The 17,262-nt window shown below is 56.7% G+C and carries 10 protein-coding genes and 1 tRNA gene; 4 read left to right on the top strand and 7 right to left on the bottom strand.

From position 1 onward, the window contains the following. The first annotated feature begins 175 nt into the window (after window positions 1-175). The gene (locus WC598_RS12050; protein WP_372961752.1) at window positions 176-3,580 is read left to right on the top strand and encodes a PAS domain S-box protein; all 3,405 of its coding nucleotides are present in this window, start codon (window positions 176-178) and stop codon (window positions 3,578-3,580) included. Between the two features lie 15 nt (window positions 3,581-3,595). Here the strand turns inward: WC598_RS12050 and WC598_RS12045 are convergent, their stop codons facing one another. From WC598_RS12045 to WC598_RS12020, 6 genes are all read right to left on the bottom strand, one after another. Further along, on the bottom strand, window positions 3,596-4,675 hold the full coding sequence (locus tag WC598_RS12045) for a B12-binding domain-containing protein (protein ID WP_372961751.1): 1,080 nt from the start codon (window positions 4,673-4,675) through the stop codon (window positions 3,596-3,598). 98 nt (window positions 4,676-4,773) lie between these two features. Then, complete coding sequence (locus WC598_RS12040) at window positions 4,774-7,284, bottom strand: PAS domain S-box protein (protein ID WP_372961750.1); 2,511 nt, start codon at window positions 7,282-7,284, stop codon at window positions 4,774-4,776. Window positions 7,285-7,287: 3 nt separating this feature from the next. Beyond that, window positions 7,288-8,328 (bottom strand): uroporphyrinogen decarboxylase family protein, encoded by a 1,041-nt coding sequence (locus WC598_RS12035; RefSeq protein WP_372961749.1) that lies wholly within the window; start codon window positions 8,326-8,328, stop codon window positions 7,288-7,290. Then, window positions 8,325-8,984 carry a B12-binding domain-containing protein gene (locus WC598_RS12030; RefSeq protein ID WP_372961748.1) on the bottom strand — a complete coding sequence of 220 codons (660 nt, stop codon included), beginning with the start codon at window positions 8,982-8,984 and terminating at the stop codon, window positions 8,325-8,327. The genes WC598_RS12035 and WC598_RS12030 overlap by 4 nt, the downstream gene beginning before the upstream one ends. A gap of 84 nt (window positions 8,985-9,068) precedes the next feature. After that, window positions 9,069-11,519 carry a PAS domain S-box protein gene (locus tag WC598_RS12025; RefSeq protein WP_372961747.1) on the bottom strand — a complete coding sequence of 817 codons (2,451 nt, stop codon included), beginning with the start codon at window positions 11,517-11,519 and terminating at the stop codon, window positions 9,069-9,071. A gap of 144 nt (window positions 11,520-11,663) precedes the next feature. Beyond that, window positions 11,664-11,737 (bottom strand) — tRNA-Lys (locus WC598_RS12020). A 104-nt stretch (window positions 11,738-11,841) separates the two neighbouring features. Here WC598_RS12020 and WC598_RS12015 point away from each other — a divergent pair. The 3 genes from WC598_RS12015 to WC598_RS12005 are packed head-to-tail and all read left to right on the top strand — an operon-like array spanning window position 11,842 to window position 15,606. Further along, window positions 11,842-13,311, top strand: coding sequence for a DHH family phosphoesterase (locus WC598_RS12015; RefSeq protein ID WP_372961746.1), 1,470 nt, complete (start codon window positions 11,842-11,844; stop codon window positions 13,309-13,311). A gap of 31 nt (window positions 13,312-13,342) precedes the next feature. Further along, a complete protein-coding gene (locus tag WC598_RS12010; protein WP_372961745.1) occupies window positions 13,343-13,963 on the top strand; it encodes a 6-hydroxymethylpterin diphosphokinase MptE-like protein in 621 nt (206 codons plus the stop codon). Further along, window positions 13,960-15,606, top strand: coding sequence for a radical SAM protein (locus WC598_RS12005; RefSeq protein ID WP_372961744.1), 1,647 nt, complete (start codon window positions 13,960-13,962; stop codon window positions 15,604-15,606). The genes WC598_RS12010 and WC598_RS12005 overlap by 4 nt, the downstream gene beginning before the upstream one ends. Before the next feature lie 413 nt (window positions 15,607-16,019). On the opposite strand, the gene WC598_RS12000 is transcribed toward WC598_RS12005, so the two are convergent. Continuing rightward, entirely contained in the window at window positions 16,020-17,153 is a 1,134-nt protein-coding gene (locus WC598_RS12000; protein ID WP_372961743.1) for a CBS domain-containing protein, read from the bottom strand. Window positions 17,154-17,262: the final 109 nt, after the last annotated feature.

Below are 17,262 nucleotides of genomic sequence, written 5' to 3'. Positions count from 1 at the left end.
ATCCCCCCCCTTAAAAAAACAGACCCCTTGTTATCATTTTTGCGAGAAAAATTTTCTTCTGCGGTCAGCTGGCGACCGGTCCTTCTCTCCCGGTTTGGGAACACTTCATCACGAAAAATCCAGCAATTTTTATAAATACATGAGACGCGTCATCAGGTATTACAGGAGATGGCTGATGCTCTCAGTATTATATGTGGATGACGAGCGCGATCTTCTCGAACTTGGCAAGCTCTATCTTGAGCAATCCCCGGAAATCAGGGTCGATGTCCAGACCTCCGCAGAGGAAGCTCTGGCTCTGCCGGAGTTCAGGGCCTATGATGTGATAGTCTCCGACTACCAGATGCCCGGCATGAACGGGATTGATTTTTTACGAGCTGTCCGGGCACAATTCGGCACAATTCCATTCATCCTTTTCACCGGCCGCGGGCGCGAAGTGGTGGTTATAGAGGCTATTAACAACGGCGCAGATTTCTACCTCCAGAAAGGCGGTGACCCCCAGGCCCAGTTTGCCGAGCTGGCGCACAAGATCAAGATTGCAGTCGAGCGTCGGCAGGCAATGGATGCAGTGAAGGACTCGGAGCAGCGCCTTTCTGATATTATCAATTTCCTCCCGGACGCTACCTTTGCCATCGACCGGTCCGGCCGGGTGATTGCCTGGAACCGGGCAATCGAGGAGATGACCGGGATTTCTGCCTCCGATATCCTCGGGAAGGGGGATTACGAGTACGCAATTGCGTTTTACGGAACCCGGCGTAAGATTCTCATCGATCTGATCTTCGAGCCCGATGATTTCATTACCAAAAATTACGGGCATATCACCCATGAAAAGGGCATCCTGATCGCTGATACCACCCTCCCGCGACCGAAAGGAAGACCGGTTATGCTCCTGGGTAAAGCAAGCCCGCTCTATAACCGACAAGGGGAGATGGTCGGCGCCATCGAGTCCATCCGGGACATCACGGAGTTAAAGACCGTGGAAGAGGAACTGCGGGCAGAGGAGGAGAAATATCGGGTTGTTGTTGAAAACAGCCATGAAACCATTTACATTTACCGGGGAGACCGGTTCCTCTTTGTCAACCGCCGGGCAATAGAACTGACCGGGTACTCCCACGACGAGATTATGGCGAATGAGGTCTGGGACATCATCCATCCCGAGGATCGTATGAGGCTGCAGGTATTCGGGCAGCAGAGGATTGCGGGCATCCAGATCCCGCCCGTCTTCACCACCCGGCTCCTCACAAAGAGCGGTGAGATCCGGATCGGGGAGTTTTTTGTTGATCGGATTCTCTACTTGGGACAGCCGGCCATCCTCGGTATTATCCGGGATATCACCGAACAGAACCTGGCGGAAGAAAAACTCCATGAAAGCGAGAGCAGGTTTGCCGCATTCATGAACTACCTCCCGGTAACGGCGTTCATCAAGGATCAGGATAGCACCAATCTCTTTGTCAACAAACGGATGGCAGAACTCTTCGGGGCCCATGAATGGATCGGACAATCGGTCCGTTCCATCTTCCCGCCGGAAGCTGCCGAGAAGATGATTGAAGACGACCTGAAGGTATTACAGGACGGGGATCTCAAAACTATTGAAAACCTTACGGTGAAAAACGGGGACCGGCGAATTTTTGAGACCTTCAAGTTCCGGATTGATCGTGAGAACAAACCACCTCTTATCGGGGGGTTTGCAGTGGATATTACTGACCGCCGGAACGCGGAAGAAGATCTCCGGGCAGCCCATGACGAGCTTGCCGCATCCTCCGAAGAATTAAAGGCACAGTTTGATGAGCTTGTCCGGAGTGAGCAGCGGATACGGGAGAGCGAGGCGAAGTACCGCGAGCTTGCCGAACTGCTCCCCCAGATCATCTTCGAAATGGACCTTTCGTTCAATATCACCTATGCGAACCGGCACGCTCTTGCCGCGTTTGGGATGACAGAAAAGGATATCGCATCCGGTATGAATGCCCTTGAGCGTATCGACCCGTCACAACATGGACGTGTCCGCGAGAATGTGGAAAAAATCCTGCAGGGAAGATCCCCCGACAACCATGAGTATACGGCAATCCGCCCGGATGGCTCCACGCTCCCCATCCTCATTTACCCTGCACCTATTTACCGTGCAGGGGAACTCGTGGGATTTCGCGGCGTGATCCTCGATATATCAGACCGGAAAAAGGCCGAAGATAATCTGCGGGAAAGCGAAGAGAAATATCGTGCGCTGGTGGAGTTGTCCCCCGATGCAGTCGTGGTATACCGCGACGGGAAGATCCTCTATGCCAACCCGGAATGCGTCCGGCTTGTCAGATCAGGGAGCGCCGGTGATCTTGTCGGCAGGACACTTCTCCCGTTCGTTCATCCGGATGACCGGGAGCGGCTGGCTGAAGAGTTCCGGCTGATGGAGGAACGGGGAGATACCATTCCACTCAGGGAGGAGCGTCTTATTACCGCAGACGGCCAGCCATTCACGGCCGAGGTGACGTCAAAACCCATCCTTTACCAGGGCCTTCCGGCCATTATGGTTGTCTTCCGCGATGTCACCGAACGCAAGCGGATGGGTGAGGAAATTGAGGCACAGCAGCAGCAGCTGAAGAACTTCATGGAGAACCTGCCTGTTGGATTATTCCGCACCACACCCGGCCCCTCCGGCAGGAGGGTCATGACAAATCCGATCCTTGCACACCTGCACGGCTATGATTCCGTGGAGGAATTCATGCAGTGTCCGGTGGCAGACCTGTACGTGGATCCAGGGGTGAGGAAGATAATATCCGATCGCCTGGTCCGGGATGGCGTACTGCTGAATTACGAGACCCAGCTCAAAAAGAAGAATGGCGGGGTGTTCTGGGCAAGCTTATCGGTAATTGCGGTTCGCGGTCCCGATGGATCCGTTGAGTTTTTTGACGGGGTGCTTGAAGATATCACGGAACGCAAGCGGGCTGCCTCAGCGCTCAGCGAGGCGAACCGGAAGCTCAGTCTCCTCAACAGCATCACCCGGCATGATATCACAAACCAGCTGACGGCCCTGCAGGGATTTGCCCAGATAGCGTCCATGAAGAAGAGCGATCCTCTTGTTGAGGATTACCTTGCAAAGATCCTGAATATTGCCGGAACGATCACCAGCCAGATCGAGTTTGCCCGGGCCTACCAGGATCTCGGGATGAAAGCCCCGGCCTGGTTCCGGCTGGAGGACGTTGTAGCGCGGACTACCACCAGCGTTCCTATAACCTTCTCCGGCACCTGTCGGGGTGTCGAGATCTTTGCCGATCCTCTGCTCGAACGGGTCTTCTTCAACCTTTTCGACAACGCGGCCCGTCACGGTGGGCGGCTGAACGTGATAACTGTCCGCTGCGAGCGGGAGCCGGATAATTTTCTCGTTATTGTCGAGGATGACGGATCCGGAATCCCCCTTGTCGAGAAAGAGCAGATCTTTGAGCGGGGGTTCGGGAAAAACTCCGGCCTGGGCCTTTTTTTGGTAAAAGAGATCCTTGCAATAAGCGGGATAACCATCCGGGAGACCGGGATTCCGGGAAATGGGGCACGGTTCGAGATGCTCGTGCCAAAGAATGCCTTCAGGTTCAGTACCTGATCCTGGTAGGCCCGTTCATTCTTTGGCAGGGGAAAGCCGGTTACCGGCACGGACTGCCTCATCTGCACTGGCTGCATAAGCATCGGCCCCGATTTTCTGCCAGAGAGCAGGAACGATGTTGAAGGGGTAGCCGCCGATAATTATCTTCACCTGGCGGGTATCCGGATCCCCCCGGAGTGACCGGATCAGGTAATCTATGCGGGGGAGGTGGGAGACCATGGTCGAGGAGAGGGCCACCACATCTGCTTCGCGTTCTTTTATGGCAGCAATCAGGTCTGGTGCCGGCGTATTTGCCCCGATATAATACGTATCCCATCCGTCCATCTCGAAAAAGTCGGCCACCATGCGAACCCCCATCTCGTGAAGTTCGTCCGAGACGCACGCGGCAACCAGGGTTTTCCCCCGACGTCTTTTATTCCTGTTTTCTGCCATGAGCTGCTGGTAGAGCTGGGCGATGATGAGCTGGGTTGCACCGGTCACGTAATGTTCCTGGGTGACACTGGTTTTCCGGATCTGCCAGAGCCTGCCCACTTCGTACAAGACCGGCTGAAAGACATTGAGGTAAATCTCCCGGACCGTTACTCCTTTTTTTACCTGGTCACTGATGATCGCAAGAGCTGTATTCCGGTCAGCGGCCAGCAGGGCTTCAAGGTACTTACGAGCTACCGCAGCTAATGGGTTGTCATCGCGGATGAAGGTCGGGACTTCAGTTGGGGCCGTGGCAAGGGATGAGATACTTTTCGCGATGTAGTCCTCAGTTTTTTTGCTCATTTCGGGTGACAGTTCTGTGCGGAGAACTTCCCGCATAACACCAAGGCCAGAGGGCAGGCAGTCCTCCGGCCGGTGCAGGGATGAGTACATGACCTTTGCCCACCCGGCGTAGTTGATGAAAATGGCAGAATCGCCGATAGCGAGAGATTCCTGCAGGTATTCGAGATGGGTTTTGAAATCTTCGAGCATCTGCGTCTTCTGGAGGGCACTGAAATTCCGGTACACTTCCGGGTACTTCTGCCAGTACCGGTCGTACAGTTTCAGGGCAATTGCATCCCGGTTCAGGTTGACCGGGTAATAGACCTGTGATGCTGCCTGCGTCATGATTTACACTCGTTACGGGGGGTTAATATATACATCGGTGTCCCTCCTGCGGGGAAAGAAGGCCGTGGAGTATCCCGGGCCGGCAGCTTGTCCAGCCTTTATTTTGGTGTGGCTTGCCGGTATCCCTCTTTTGGCACGCACATCTCGAATCGCACGCCTTCCCCAGGCACTCCATTCTCGGTGATGGCGATGCCGGTAATAGCGAGAATTTCCCGGGACAGGAAGAGGCCAAGACCGGTATGCTTGCCGAACCCTTTCCGGAAGAGTCTCTTCTTGTCCTCTTCAGTGATACCCACCCCATCATCAGAATAAATCAGGACAAGTCCTGCCTCTGATTCACTGGAAGAAAATGCCATCTTCGAGACCCGCTCCCCGTGACGGAGGGAATTTTCCATGAGATTGTAGAATACCTTCTCAATTAACGGATCGGCAAAGATCTCATATCCTGCAACCATGATCCGGACGTCGACTGCCGGAGGGTTGAGCTGCGCCAGTGCATTCCTTATGACGGTTTCTGTATCCTGCCATTTCGGGGCATCGACCCCGATGTCCTGGTAATATTTCGTGAACTCGATCTGGCGCTGGATGGCCTCGGCAGCCTGGTCCTCTTTCTCGATGAACTCGGCAAAGCGCGTGCCTTTGAGGTCTTCCCGCGAGAGATCCAGATAGGTCCGGAGTCCCATGAGCTGGTTCAGGATATCGTGGCGGGTGATGGAGGAGAGCATATTCAGTTTTTTGACGGCTCCTTTGAGCGCCTCCTCGATCTGTTTCCGTTCGGAAATATCGCGGATGATGCCCTCTGTTCCTGCATATCGCCCCTCCGGGTCCGTATTCAGGTGGGCACTGATCGACACCCAGAAGACCGTGCCGTCTTTTTTTACGAATTCACCTTCCCAATCCTGCACGGAACCCCCCCCGATTCTCATGGCATCAAGGAACGTTACCCGCATGTCTGGAGATTTCCAGAGCGAGAGTATGGGTCTTCCCTGCATCTCTTCGGTGGAAGTATATCCGAATGTTGGTGCTGCCGAAGGGCTCACCATCACAATTTTGTTCTCTTCATCGATCCGGAAGAATACATCCACGATATTTTCAAGAATGTTCCGGTATTGTTCCTCGCTCTCGCTGAGGGCAGTCTCGATCTTCTTCCGATCCGTAATATCCTCATGCACGGTAATCCAGACTTTCCCGAAGACGGGGTGGTAAAACGCTGAAACCATAGCATGGCACCAGAACACGGTTCCATCCTTTTTCAGGTTCCGTATTTCACCCATCCAGATCCCGGCTCTCTCCAGCTCGGTGACAATTTCATCTGCGATTTCTGTAGGAGACCGCGTGTCCGGGGCGTTGAGGTCGGCAACACTCCGGCCGAGCAGTTCCCCGGCAGTATAGCCGAAGAGCTGGCTGAACCGGGTATTGGCAAACGCGATGGTCCCGTTGCTGGCCCGGACCAGAGCGACACCTTCGGCCAGATTCTGGAGGATCTCGCTGTGGAGCGAGAGCTCCGTCTGGATCTTTTTCCGCTCGGCAATCTCGGTGTCTCGCTCGGCAATCGTCTCGACAAGATTCTGGTGTATCCGGGCAATCGTGATGGAGAGCCCGGCAATCTCGGTGATGAAGTGGGTGATGTTGAGATACTCATCAACTGATGCGGGGAGTGCTACCTGATCAACGGAGAGGATGCCAATCAGGTTGTTGTTATAGAGGACCCGGAAGAGGAAGCCGTCGCCGGCTTCTGTAATGTAATACTGGTGTGCTGGTTCGAAGATCCTCTGGAAGTGGACGGTTGATGAATACGCTTTTGCGGGGAGACTTATGATCTCGTTCTCCCCGTTCTCCCGGATCAGAAGAAATCCCGTCCTTTTGGGAGAGCAGAGCAGGGAGATGAGTTCTAGCATCCGGGAGATCACCGCCTTCTCATCATGGATGCCGATGAGTTTTCCCGTGAGGTCGGCTACCATCGAGTAATCGGCAACCCTCCTCTCTGCATTCATGACGGTGGCTTTGCAGGCAGTTATCTCCTGGCTGCACTGCCATTTGCGGTATTCTGCTCCCAGATGGAACCGGAAATGCTCAAGTCCTACAGGCAGAACACGGGCGGGAAGACCGGTGAAATCGGAGAACTCTGCGAGGGCCGGGCCGGTTCCGGTATGGACGCCGGTATCCAGAAGGACGATCTCGGTGAGCGATTCCCGAAACATCTCCCGTGTGGTGGTCCGGTCAAGTTGATCCTGTTCTGCGTTCTTTCTCCACCGGAAGAGCCAGCCGGGCAGGATGAGGTAGGTCCCACGCAGCCGGAAGTCGTTAACGAGCGTCTCCGGCAGGAAGAGCGTTGCTCCCGATTCGACCAGCACCAGCGAGGGTCTTTTCAGGATGTCTTCTGGGACATCAAACGAATTGGCGCATCCGCACCCGCACAGGCAGGTTGTGGCCCCGGCGGTTTCAAGTTCGCCGACTTGGTCTTTGACGGTACTCCAGACGGATTTGACATGGCCGCAATGGAACGGAAATGACCGGGCGCAAGCCAGGGGCATTGCCCCGGTTGCCAGGATGGTATCCACCTCCGGCCGGATGTTCTCGCAGCAGAGGATGACAAATTTTTCTTCCATCCCTTACGCGTCCAGGGGGTATGTCCCGTATTTCTTCACGGCCTTGCTGATCGCAAGGAGTACGCTTTCCGGGACCTGCCAGGGAATCTCGCCATGGTTGTCCGAGAGGATGAACCCCCCGCCCTTTCCCGCCCGGGCAATGGTCTCTATTACTTTTTCCTCTGCCATGGCCGGTGTCCAGCGCCGCATCTCAATTCCGTTGAGGTTGCCGAGCACCGTGAGCCGTTTGTTACAGGCCCGCTTCACGTCTCCGATGTCCTCAAGGGCGCTCGCCCCGACAATGGCGGTGCCGGTTGTCGCAATATCGTCGATGATCGCGAGTGTGCGGCCGGAGGCGAGGTGGGTGGCGGTCGGCCCCCTGATCCGGGCGATCGTCTCCTTTGCAACTACCATGCCGGTCTTCCGATACAGCTCCGGCGGGATGCAGGTAGGTGACGAGACCGGGTCAAAGTAACAGATGGCGTTTGCTCCGGCTTCCAGCTGGGTGTTGGCCCAGTCGGCGCAGAACTGCTGGTTCTTCTTCATCAGCTCCCAAAAAAGTTCCGGCTCTGAATAAATCAGGTCGAGGTACGCCTCAAAGCCCATCTGCATTACGGGGACCGAGAATGGTGACATCACGACACCGATAACCGGGATCTTTCCGGCGGACTTTTCCGCTAAACCCGTAAGGCAGCCGGTGATCTTTTTAAGGTTTTCACACGAGGCAACTTCAGGCACCCCGATGGAGGTAATGTCCTGCGCTGACCGGATGATCGGCCGCCCGGCATTGGCCGGCCCGTCTGCAATGTAGATGACCTCGCCGCCCCAGGCCTCAACTTCTGCGGAGGCATAGAAGAACCCGTAGTAACAGTCGCTCTCGTATTTCTTCTGGAGGATTGTCTGTCCTTTGACAACATTCTCTCCTTTGGAAAAATATTGCCGGATGGACATCCCCAGCTCTTTTGCCCCGTGCATGGTGGTTAAGAGGAAGAGCGGGACACGATCCGGCTCTTTCTGGCTGATGGCGGTCATCGTCCGTTCGAGCGGTGTCATCGGATCGGTCATGACTGCATCCCTCCGGCCATCTCTTTCACCCGCGCAAGCGTGTCGGATGCCGTATATCCCATGGCATCGGCGCCGACTTCTGTCCAGAGCCGTGGGTCGAAGTTGAACGGCGCCCCGCCGACAATGACTTTTGTCTCCGGCAGTTCTTTCCTGATCTGCGCTATCGCCTCTTTTGCCCGGAGTGCGGCGGGGAGCATCAGAGTTGAGATGAGGAGGATTCTGACCTTGTTGCGGATGACCTGTTCAACCAGCTGATCGACTGTGACTCCCTGGCCGTAATCGGCCACTTCAAATCCCCCGGCCCGGAGCACCGAGAGTACGATCCTCTTCCCTAGCGTGTGGTGATCCTCAAGCACCGCTATCGCCATCTTCGGCTGGTCGATACGGCGTGGATCTCCGGGCGGGAGCATGGTGTCAACAATCTCCTCGCAGATCCGGCCGCTCATGTATACCTGCGAAAGCGCGACATCGCCGGCCTCCCAGCGCCGGCCGATCTCTTCAAGTGCAGGAACAACCAGCCTCTCAAGGCAGGTGAATGGGGAACCGGGGATGCATGAGTCCCTGATGATCCTGCCAGCCCTCACCCTGTCAACTGCAAGGAGGGCATTCTGCATATCTGCAAGCGATGGTGAGATGGGCGTGCCGGGATCTGCCATACGGTTGAATCTCCTGCTCTGCTATTTAAGCATAATGGCCTGCGGTGACCGGTGCCATGAGAAAAAAAATAAAAAACGGGAATATCATGCACCCGGCGTTGTGAACCGGAACCCGCCTTCCGGGATCAGCATCTCAAACCGTGCCCCTTTCCCGGAAACACCTGTCTCGTTGATGGTGATGCCGGTAATGGAGAGGATCTCGCGGGAGAGGTAGAGACCGAGGCCGGTGTTCTTGCCATATCCCTTGTCGAAGATCACCTTCTTGTCCCCGTCAGCAATACCCCGGCCATCATCCTCGAAGACCAGCACCAGCGAGGAGCCCGCTGCATGGTAATTCACGCGGATTGTTGTCATCGTATCCCCGCCGTACCGCAGGGCATTGTCGATGAGGTTGTAGAAGACTTTCTCAACAAGCGGGTCGGCGACGATCTCAAGACCGGCTGTCTCCACGCGGACGCTGATATGCCGGACCGGGAGTCCTGCACCTGCTTTTTCGATAACGACACTGACATCCTGCCATGACGGGGCTTTCACTCCCAGGTCCTCGTATTCCTTGGTGAACGTGATCTGGCGTGCAATGTTCTCGGCTATCTTCTGGTCCTTTTTCAAGAAATCTGCAAGTTCGGCAGGATTTCCGATCGCCTCCTCGCTCAGTTCGAGGAATGCCATAAGCGCCATGAGCTGGTTGCGGATGTCGTGGCGGGTGATGCTCGAGAGGAGGTTGAGCTTCTTGTTGGCCTGGCGGAGGGCCTCCTCGGCCCGCTGCTGTTCCGATATGTCGTGGATAACACCCTCCACACCCAGGATCATCCCGTGCGAGTCACGATAGAAATGGCTGCTCGTGGTCACGTGTTTGATCGTTCCGTCACGTGTTTTGAGAATCAGGGGATACGCGTACACGGCTCCCTTCTCCTTGAGGGCAGAAAGGAGGCTGTCGCGGCCGGAGGGATCCGCGTACACTGTGGTAACATCCCGGCCTATCAGCTGGTCGAGGGAATCGTAGCCGGCAAGTACCGCTGCGGATGGACTGATCATGGTGATCTTTCCCGCAAGGTCGGTCCGGTAGAAGATGTCCTGCATTTCGTCGATGATCGCCCGGAATTTCTCCTCGCTCTCCTTTAAGGCTTCCTCGATCTCTTTCCGTTTTGTGATATCCCGGGCCGCTGCAAAGATCAGGTCGCCTTTGGGGAATGAACGCCACTCGATCCAGCGGTACGAGCCGTCCCGGTGCCGGTACCGGTTGGTGAAGTCAAGCACCTCCTTCTGGGAGTTCAGGTCGGCCACTGCAGCAAGGGTTGCAGGCAGGTCCTCCGGGTGGACGAAATCAAGGAAGCGCTTTCCCTCAAGCTCCGCAAGGGTATACCCGAGCGTTTTGCCCCACTCGGGGTTCAGCCGCCGGAAATAACCGCCCGTGTCCGCGATACAGAAGAGATCGAGGCTGGTGGTGAAGTACTGGTCCAGTTCCTCGGTTTTCAGCCGCAGGGCAGTCTCGGCATTCTTCTGATCGGTGATATCCTCCAGGATGATGATATGCCCCTCAGTCTCCCCGAACCGGGTCAGGATCGGCTCACCGGACCCGAGATAGTAACGGGTTACTCCATTAGTGACCCGGATGAGATCCTTTTTCTGGGTGGCACTCTCGCGGCACAGGGTAAGGAATTCCGGCCAGTCCTGCGTGATCTCCCCGATCGGCCGGCCAAGCGCGAAGGGTCGCTGGAAGGAGAAGAACGAACAGGCCGCCGGATTCGCATCGATGATACGCCCCTCCGTGTCCAGCACCAGCACGGGTTTACTCAGGGTATCGACCAGACGGCTCCTCGCAATCGGCACGATATCGAGGAACTGGTAGCGGAAGAGAGCAACCGTGTACAGTATGGCGGGAACCCAGAGAAGGATGGGGGCCATATTGATGCCGTGGACCGGGGTAAAGCCCTCCGCCGACAGGTAATTGATCGCCGTTGGGAGTGCAAGGGCCAGGATCAGGAGAAGGGTCTGGGCCTCCCACAGTATACCCCTCTTCCTTGCCTCGGTGACCAGCAGGACAATGGCGAGGATAAGCAGGATGAGTGAATAGAATGAATAAAGGGCAAAGAACGGGCTCTCCGTGTATTGCAGTACCGGAACCGGCCCGGTCAGGGATACCGAGAAGTTATACCGGAACAGGGAGTGGTACGGGCTTGTTATGGCAAGGATTGTCGCAATGACCGGTAGGATCAGAACTAATGCCGCCCAGTCCCTGCGGAGCCATTCGGTCTTTTTCACGTACGCGAGAACGAGCCAGAGTTCAAGAACAGAAAAGAACGGGATGAAGAGGAAGCGGAGGTTGTGGTAGAATATTTTGAGCGGGAGGGATGCGGTCAGGAGATCGAGGGCATAGAGGATTGCCCATGCCGCCCCGCAGAACAGCATCAGAACATAGGGTGTTGCTGCGGGAACCCGGCTGATGAACCGCCGGGCGTAGAGCGCTACACCCGCCATACTGATACCGGAGATGAAAAGCATCCCGATGATCAGATCAAAGATGAACTCCATCATCTTTCCCTTCCGCCCCCTCCACGAACCCGCTCTGGAATGTCAGTCACACTCTGTGTTCACGCCAAGGATATTAAAGTACGGGCTTCGCAGGGAACGGGCATGCGGGAGGTGGGTGCCCTGCACAGAAAAAAACGGTAAGGAAAACGGGCCTGAAGGGATTTGAACCCTTGACCTGCGGATTAAGAGTCCGCCGCTATGCCGAACTAAGCTACAGACCCAAGCCTGTTAGACCTAATAAAGTGGTTGATAATTGCGAATAAAGGTTTTGGCTCCCAGCGGATTGGAATCACTTAATACACTGGAGGGATACATCTTCTGTAATATGCCTGAACCAGCCCCGTTTGAACCTTCCGGCCCGGCAAAATACAGTATTTTCGGCTGCGGAACGAACGGCTACAATATCATACTCGAACTTGCAAAAGAGAATGAGCGCGTAATCATCATTGACCGGGACGAGAACCGGGTGCGGCACCTCCGCGACCAGAAATACGATGCCTACCAGCGCGACATTGCCTCTTCCGATATGCTGGTCGGGCTCCCGGTCTTCGAGATCGCGTTTGTCATGACCGGTGACCCGGACGCCAACCTTGCCGCGGTCGTTACCATCAAGAAACGCTACCCTGCCGTGCAGATCGTTGCCCTGGCCACTGACCCGGTGAACAGCCAGAAGCTCACTGCGGCCGGTGCCGAGTTCGTCCTCTACCCGCAGGAAGTGGTGGCCCGCTCTGCTATCCTCCAGATAAAAAAGCAGCATTCGAGCCGGATCTCACAGCGGCTCTTCTCGCTCCTTGCGGGCTGGGAAGGAACGCTCGGGATCATCACCCACAAGAACCCGGACCCGGATGCCATCTCGTCCGCCATGGCGCTGGCCGAGATCGCAAAACATGCCAACGGGAAATCCCTCACCCCACGGATCTTTTACGAGGGAAACATCGGCCACCAGGAAAACCGCACGTTTGTGAACCTGCTCGATATCAAGATGGAGCACCTGACCGCAGACGCTCTCCAGAAGTGCCAGTACCTCGCCCTTGTTGACTGCTCGGGCCCCGGCGCCAACAACGATGTCCCGGCCCAGACAAAGATCAATATCATCATCGACCACCACAAGGACGGGAAACATGCACAGTCCCCCGGCTCGTTTGTCGATATACGGCCCGGTGTCGGGGCAACCGCGAGCATCATGACCCAGTATCTCCAGGAACTCGACGTGCCGGTCGACACGCGGGTGGCCACCGCCCTCCTCTATGGTATCCGGACCGACACCAAGGAGTTCAAGCGCAACGTAACGCCGCAGGATCTCAATTATGCCGGTTTCCTCCTGCCCCTCACGGATGCCGACCTGCTCGACAAGATCATGTCCCCCTCCATGTCGCAGGAGACGCTGGACGTGATCGGGAAAGCCATCCACGAGCGCAAGGTCCAGAGCGGGTACCTGTTCGCAAACGTTGGCTACGTGATGAACCGCGACGCCCTCCCGCAGGCAGCCGAGATCCTGATCACGCTCGAAGGGGTCAACACGGCGCTCGTATACGGGATCACCGACAATGCCATCATCATCTCGGCCCGCAATCGCGACATCCGGCTGCATATTGGCAACGCCCTCTCGGAGGCGTTCGGGGAGATGGGCGATGCCGGCGGCCACCCGAACATGGCGGCAGCAACCCTGCCGCTCCATTACTTCGGCAAAGTGGAGAACAAGGCCCAGCTCCTAGAGTTCGTCATCGAACCGATCCTGCAGAAGTTCAAGAACCTTGTCGGCCTCGAGAATGAGGGAAAGAAGAATGGAGCCTAACTCCCTTCAAGGGTGTCTGTGGGGAGCCTGAATGGATTTTGCTGCATGGGAACCCCATTACCGGGAGATCCTCGACTACTTTGGGTTCGACCGGGCGGGCGATGAGGAAGCAGCCCGGCTCCTTGCCTCCCTGCTCGAATGCGACAACCTCCTCTCGCTTGCTTCGATCGTGAATGGGAACGAGGTTACGATCTGCGGGAATGCCCCGTGCCTGAAGGATGAACTGGAGAAGATCTCTGGGATCGTTTTTGCTGCCGATGCTGCGGCTGAAGTGCTCGATTCCCACGGGATCTTCCCGGACGCGATCTTCACGGATCTTGACGGTGCTGATGACCGCTTCATTGAACTGAATCGGGAGGGGACGATCATTGTCATCCATGCCCACGGGGACAACCTGCCGCTGCTGCGGCACTGGGTGCCACGCTTCCCGGGTAAAGTTGTCGGGACAACACAGGCAGCCCCCCTCCCGCACGTGTACAACTTTGGGGGGTTCACTGATGGCGACCGGGCGGTTTTTGCCGCCGATGAACTGGGGGCATCGCAGGTCCATCTCGTCGGCTTTGATCTCGATGACAAGGATGTGGATCCTATGAAACGGGGAAAGCTCTTCTGGGCCCGGAAACTTCTCGCCCTGATCGGTCACAACGTATGAGCAGAACAGCGTTCATCCTCGACGGGTACGTTGACGAGCCCGCCTGCCTTGGGGTCCCTCCTTACATCTCGCCCTACATCCGGACGGTTGCGGGAGCGCTCCTGTCCCATCATTACGCGGTCCGGTACCTCACGATCGATCAGCTCAGAAGCGATCCCCTCCGGTTCAGCGATCTGAACACGGCAGAAGTACTGGTTATGATTGCCGGCACAACGGTGCCCGGCAAGTATCTGGGAGGTACTCCTGCGACCCTCACCGAGATCCAGCAGATCGGTCACTCGGTGCGGGGGCCGAAGAAACTGATCGGCGGCCCGATTGGTTTTGGGTATGCCGGGGAAGGGGGTAAATCTGCAATCCGACAGGTTATCAGCGGGTTCGATGCCCTCCTGACCGGTGAGCCGGCAGTTGCGCTCGATGAGTACCTTCTAGGTAACGGGCCGGCGGGAGCGCTCGACTATGCCCGGACCGACCCGTGGAGTGTAGCGGGGAGCAGTGTCCTCAACCAGCACCCGGACTACCCGTGGGTGATGTGCGAGCTGGAGACTGCCCGGGGCTGCTCCCATGGAGTAACCGGCGGCTGCTCGTTCTGCACGGAGCCGTTCTACGGCCTCCCGAAGTACCGGAGCATCGCGGGTATTGCAGCCGAAGTTGCGGCACTCTCTGCAAACGGGGCCCGACACTTCCGGGTAGGAAGGCAGCCGGATATCCTCGCGTATGGCGCCGGTCCGGGGGAGTATCCCGCCCCGGAACCGGAGAAACTCGATGCCCTGTTATCAGCCATCCGTACGGCAGCACCTGACCTGAAAACCCTGCACATCGACAACACGAACCCGGCAACCATTGCCCGGCACGAGGACGCTGCCCGGGAGGCCCTGCGGGCCATCATCCGGCACCACACCTCCGGGGATGTGGCTGCGTTCGGGATGGAGACCGCCGACCCTGCCGTTGTTGCGGCAAACAACCTCAAGGCGCAGGCTGACGAGGTCTTCCGGGCGATTGAGATTGTTAACGAGGAGGGCGGGAAACGGCGGGATAATGTTCCTGAACTGCTGCCGGGCCTCAACTTTGTCTGCGGGCTTGCAGGCGAAACGGAGGCGACCTATGACCTCAACGAACAGTTCCTTACCCGGGTCCGGGATCGAGGGCTCTCGGTGCGGCGGGTGAACATCCGGCAGGTGATGCCGTTTGAGGGCACCCGGGCGTTCACAGAGAACACACTCGGGAAGCACGAGCGCCGTTTCCGGGCGTTCAAGGAATTTGTCCGGAACAGGATCGACCTCCCGATGCTCCAGCGGGTGTACCCGATAGGTACGGTGCTCCGTGACGTAAGGGTCGAAGTGTCGGGTGAGTTATCGTTCGGGCGCCAGCCGGGCTCCTACCCGATCCTTGCCGGTATCCCGCTCCGGGTGCCCAAAGGAACCGTGACCGATGCGGTTGTGGTGGACTGGGGAATGCGGTCGATTACGGTGTTGCCGGTACCGGTCGAGATCAACACCCTGCCGGCCGCTGCAATGAAATGGCTGCCGGGTGTGGGAAAGAAGAAAGTGGCTGCGGTTATCGCAAAGCGGCCGTTCAGTGACCTTGCAGCGTACCGGGAGGTTGCCGGGAGTTCGGCACTGGACGGGGTGCTGAAGTTCTCATAATCCCGAAGCAGAGGGAAACCCTCCTGTAAAAACCGATGACGCCGCCACTCAATTCGGTACTCTTTTGACTCATACAACCTCCGCAACTGGGGGTTTGAGTGGGCGGACACTCCTGTGAATCCTTACCGTATTTTTCTGGCTGTCATGCAATCCTGAAGAGTTCCAAACAAAATTTCCCCTTCCGACCCCCCAACGCCCGCATGCATTTTTCCTGGAAAAATGGTCATTTTTACGACGTTAATCTTTATCTCATCCATGTTTTGTTCTTGAGGGGGGTCGGATAGGGTAAAAGTGTACGGCCACTCTGATAACCTGCCAGAAACCCCGGGAAAAATGAAAAAGGATGTGGCCGGAACTGGAAGACCGGTATTTCCTGAGGTACCGAAATGCCGTCCCCCTCTGAAATGACGGGTTCAGACCTGCCGGAGTTCCGTTACCTTCAGGATGTCAGTCCGGGTAACGATCCCGAGGATCTTTCCATCCTCGACAACCGGGATCCTGCCGAAGTTGCGGGCCGACATGATCCGGAGGGCCTCGACAACCGGTGCCGTAGGGGGGAGCGTGACCGGGTCGCGGGTCATGACGTCCCGCACCTGCATGGCCTCGCGGTCAATGGGCGAAGTCCGGTTAACGTCCGCAAGCGTGATCATGCCGACCAGCGTGTCCCGCTCCACCACCGGGAAACCGAGGTGTTTGCTTGCGTACATCATCTCGATCATCTGGCTGACCGGCAGGGTCGGGGCAACCGTTGTCACCGGGGTGCTCATCATCGAACCGACCGTCACGTCCTGCAACAGGTGGCTGTACTTGACAGCCATCGATTCCATGTTTGCCCCGAGATAGATGAAGAGCGCTATCAGGACCAGGAACGGCGAGAGCAGGAAGAGGCCGATGATGCCGAAGATGACCGCAAATCCTTTGCCCACATCGGCAGCGATCTTGGTAGCCTGGTGCAGCGGCATCCTTCCCGCAAGCCATGCCCGGAGCACCCTCCCGCCATCCATCGGAAATGCGGGTATGAGGTTGAAGAAGCAGAGCAGGATGTTGAGCACGCCGAGATACCCGAAGAGAAAGATCAGCACACCGGCGTTTCCCGTGCTGAGGGCCATTGACGGAACCAGGTATACGATCCCGCAGCAGACAAGGCCGAAGAGAAGGCTTGCAACAGGGCCGACCAGCGCCATCGGGAGCTCGGCTTTGGGGTCCGGCACGCCCTCCTCCATCGTGGCAATACCGCCGAAGATCATCAGGGTGATGCTGTTGATCCCGATACCCTTTCTCTGCGCAACAAGGGAATGGGCGAGTTCGTGCACGAGAACCCCGAAGAAGAGGCCGAGAGCCGAGATCGTGCCAAGAACATAGGGCATGTATCCCGATGTGATAACCGTTGTGTCAACCGGTACCTGGAAGATCTCTTTGAGCATGTCGGTAGTTGAGATGATCTGGCTGCCGATGATCCACGCAAAAAGGGGGATGACCAGAAGGAATGTGTAGTGAATAAGGATCGGAATCCCAAATAAGCGTCCGATCCGAAAAGATCCGTCCATAAAAAGGGTTATCTTTTTAACTCTTAAGTATATACTTTCATCTGATAACGATGGAAACCCAGATTACAGAGCTGTTCGGGCTTCAGATCTATACGGACAAAGGCATGTT

Source organism: Methanoregula sp. (genome assembly GCF_041645475.1).
Classification (GTDB): domain Archaea; phylum Halobacteriota; class Methanomicrobia; order Methanomicrobiales; family Methanospirillaceae; genus Methanoregula.
This window is presented reverse-complemented; position numbering and strand designations above follow the sequence as displayed.

Excerpts from the sequence above, each read along its gene's own strand:
- WC598_RS12005 (WP_372961744.1), top strand. The coding sequence starts at position 13,960 with ATGAGCAGAACAGCGTTCATCCTCGACGGGTACGTTGACGAGCCCGCC.
- WC598_RS12025 (WP_372961747.1), bottom strand. The coding sequence starts at position 11,519 with ATGATGGAGTTCATCTTTGATCTGATCATCGGGATGCTTTTCATCTCC.
- WC598_RS12040 (WP_372961750.1), bottom strand. The coding sequence starts at position 7,284 with ATGGAAGAAAAATTTGTCATCCTCTGCTGCGAGAACATCCGGCCGGAG.
- WC598_RS12010 (WP_372961745.1), top strand. The coding sequence starts at position 13,343 with ATGGATTTTGCTGCATGGGAACCCCATTACCGGGAGATCCTCGACTAC.
- WC598_RS12000 (WP_372961743.1), bottom strand. The coding sequence starts at position 17,153 with ATGGACGGATCTTTTCGGATCGGACGCTTATTTGGGATTCCGATCCTT.
- WC598_RS12035 (WP_372961749.1), bottom strand. The coding sequence starts at position 8,328 with ATGACCGATCCGATGACACCGCTCGAACGGACGATGACCGCCATCAGC.
- WC598_RS12015 (WP_372961746.1), top strand. The coding sequence starts at position 11,842 with ATGCCTGAACCAGCCCCGTTTGAACCTTCCGGCCCGGCAAAATACAGT.
- WC598_RS12030 (WP_372961748.1), bottom strand. The coding sequence starts at position 8,984 with ATGGCAGATCCCGGCACGCCCATCTCACCATCGCTTGCAGATATGCAG.
- WC598_RS12045 (WP_372961751.1), bottom strand. The coding sequence starts at position 4,675 with ATGACGCAGGCAGCATCACAGGTCTATTACCCGGTCAACCTGAACCGG.
- WC598_RS12050 (WP_372961752.1), top strand. The coding sequence starts at position 176 with ATGCTCTCAGTATTATATGTGGATGACGAGCGCGATCTTCTCGAACTT.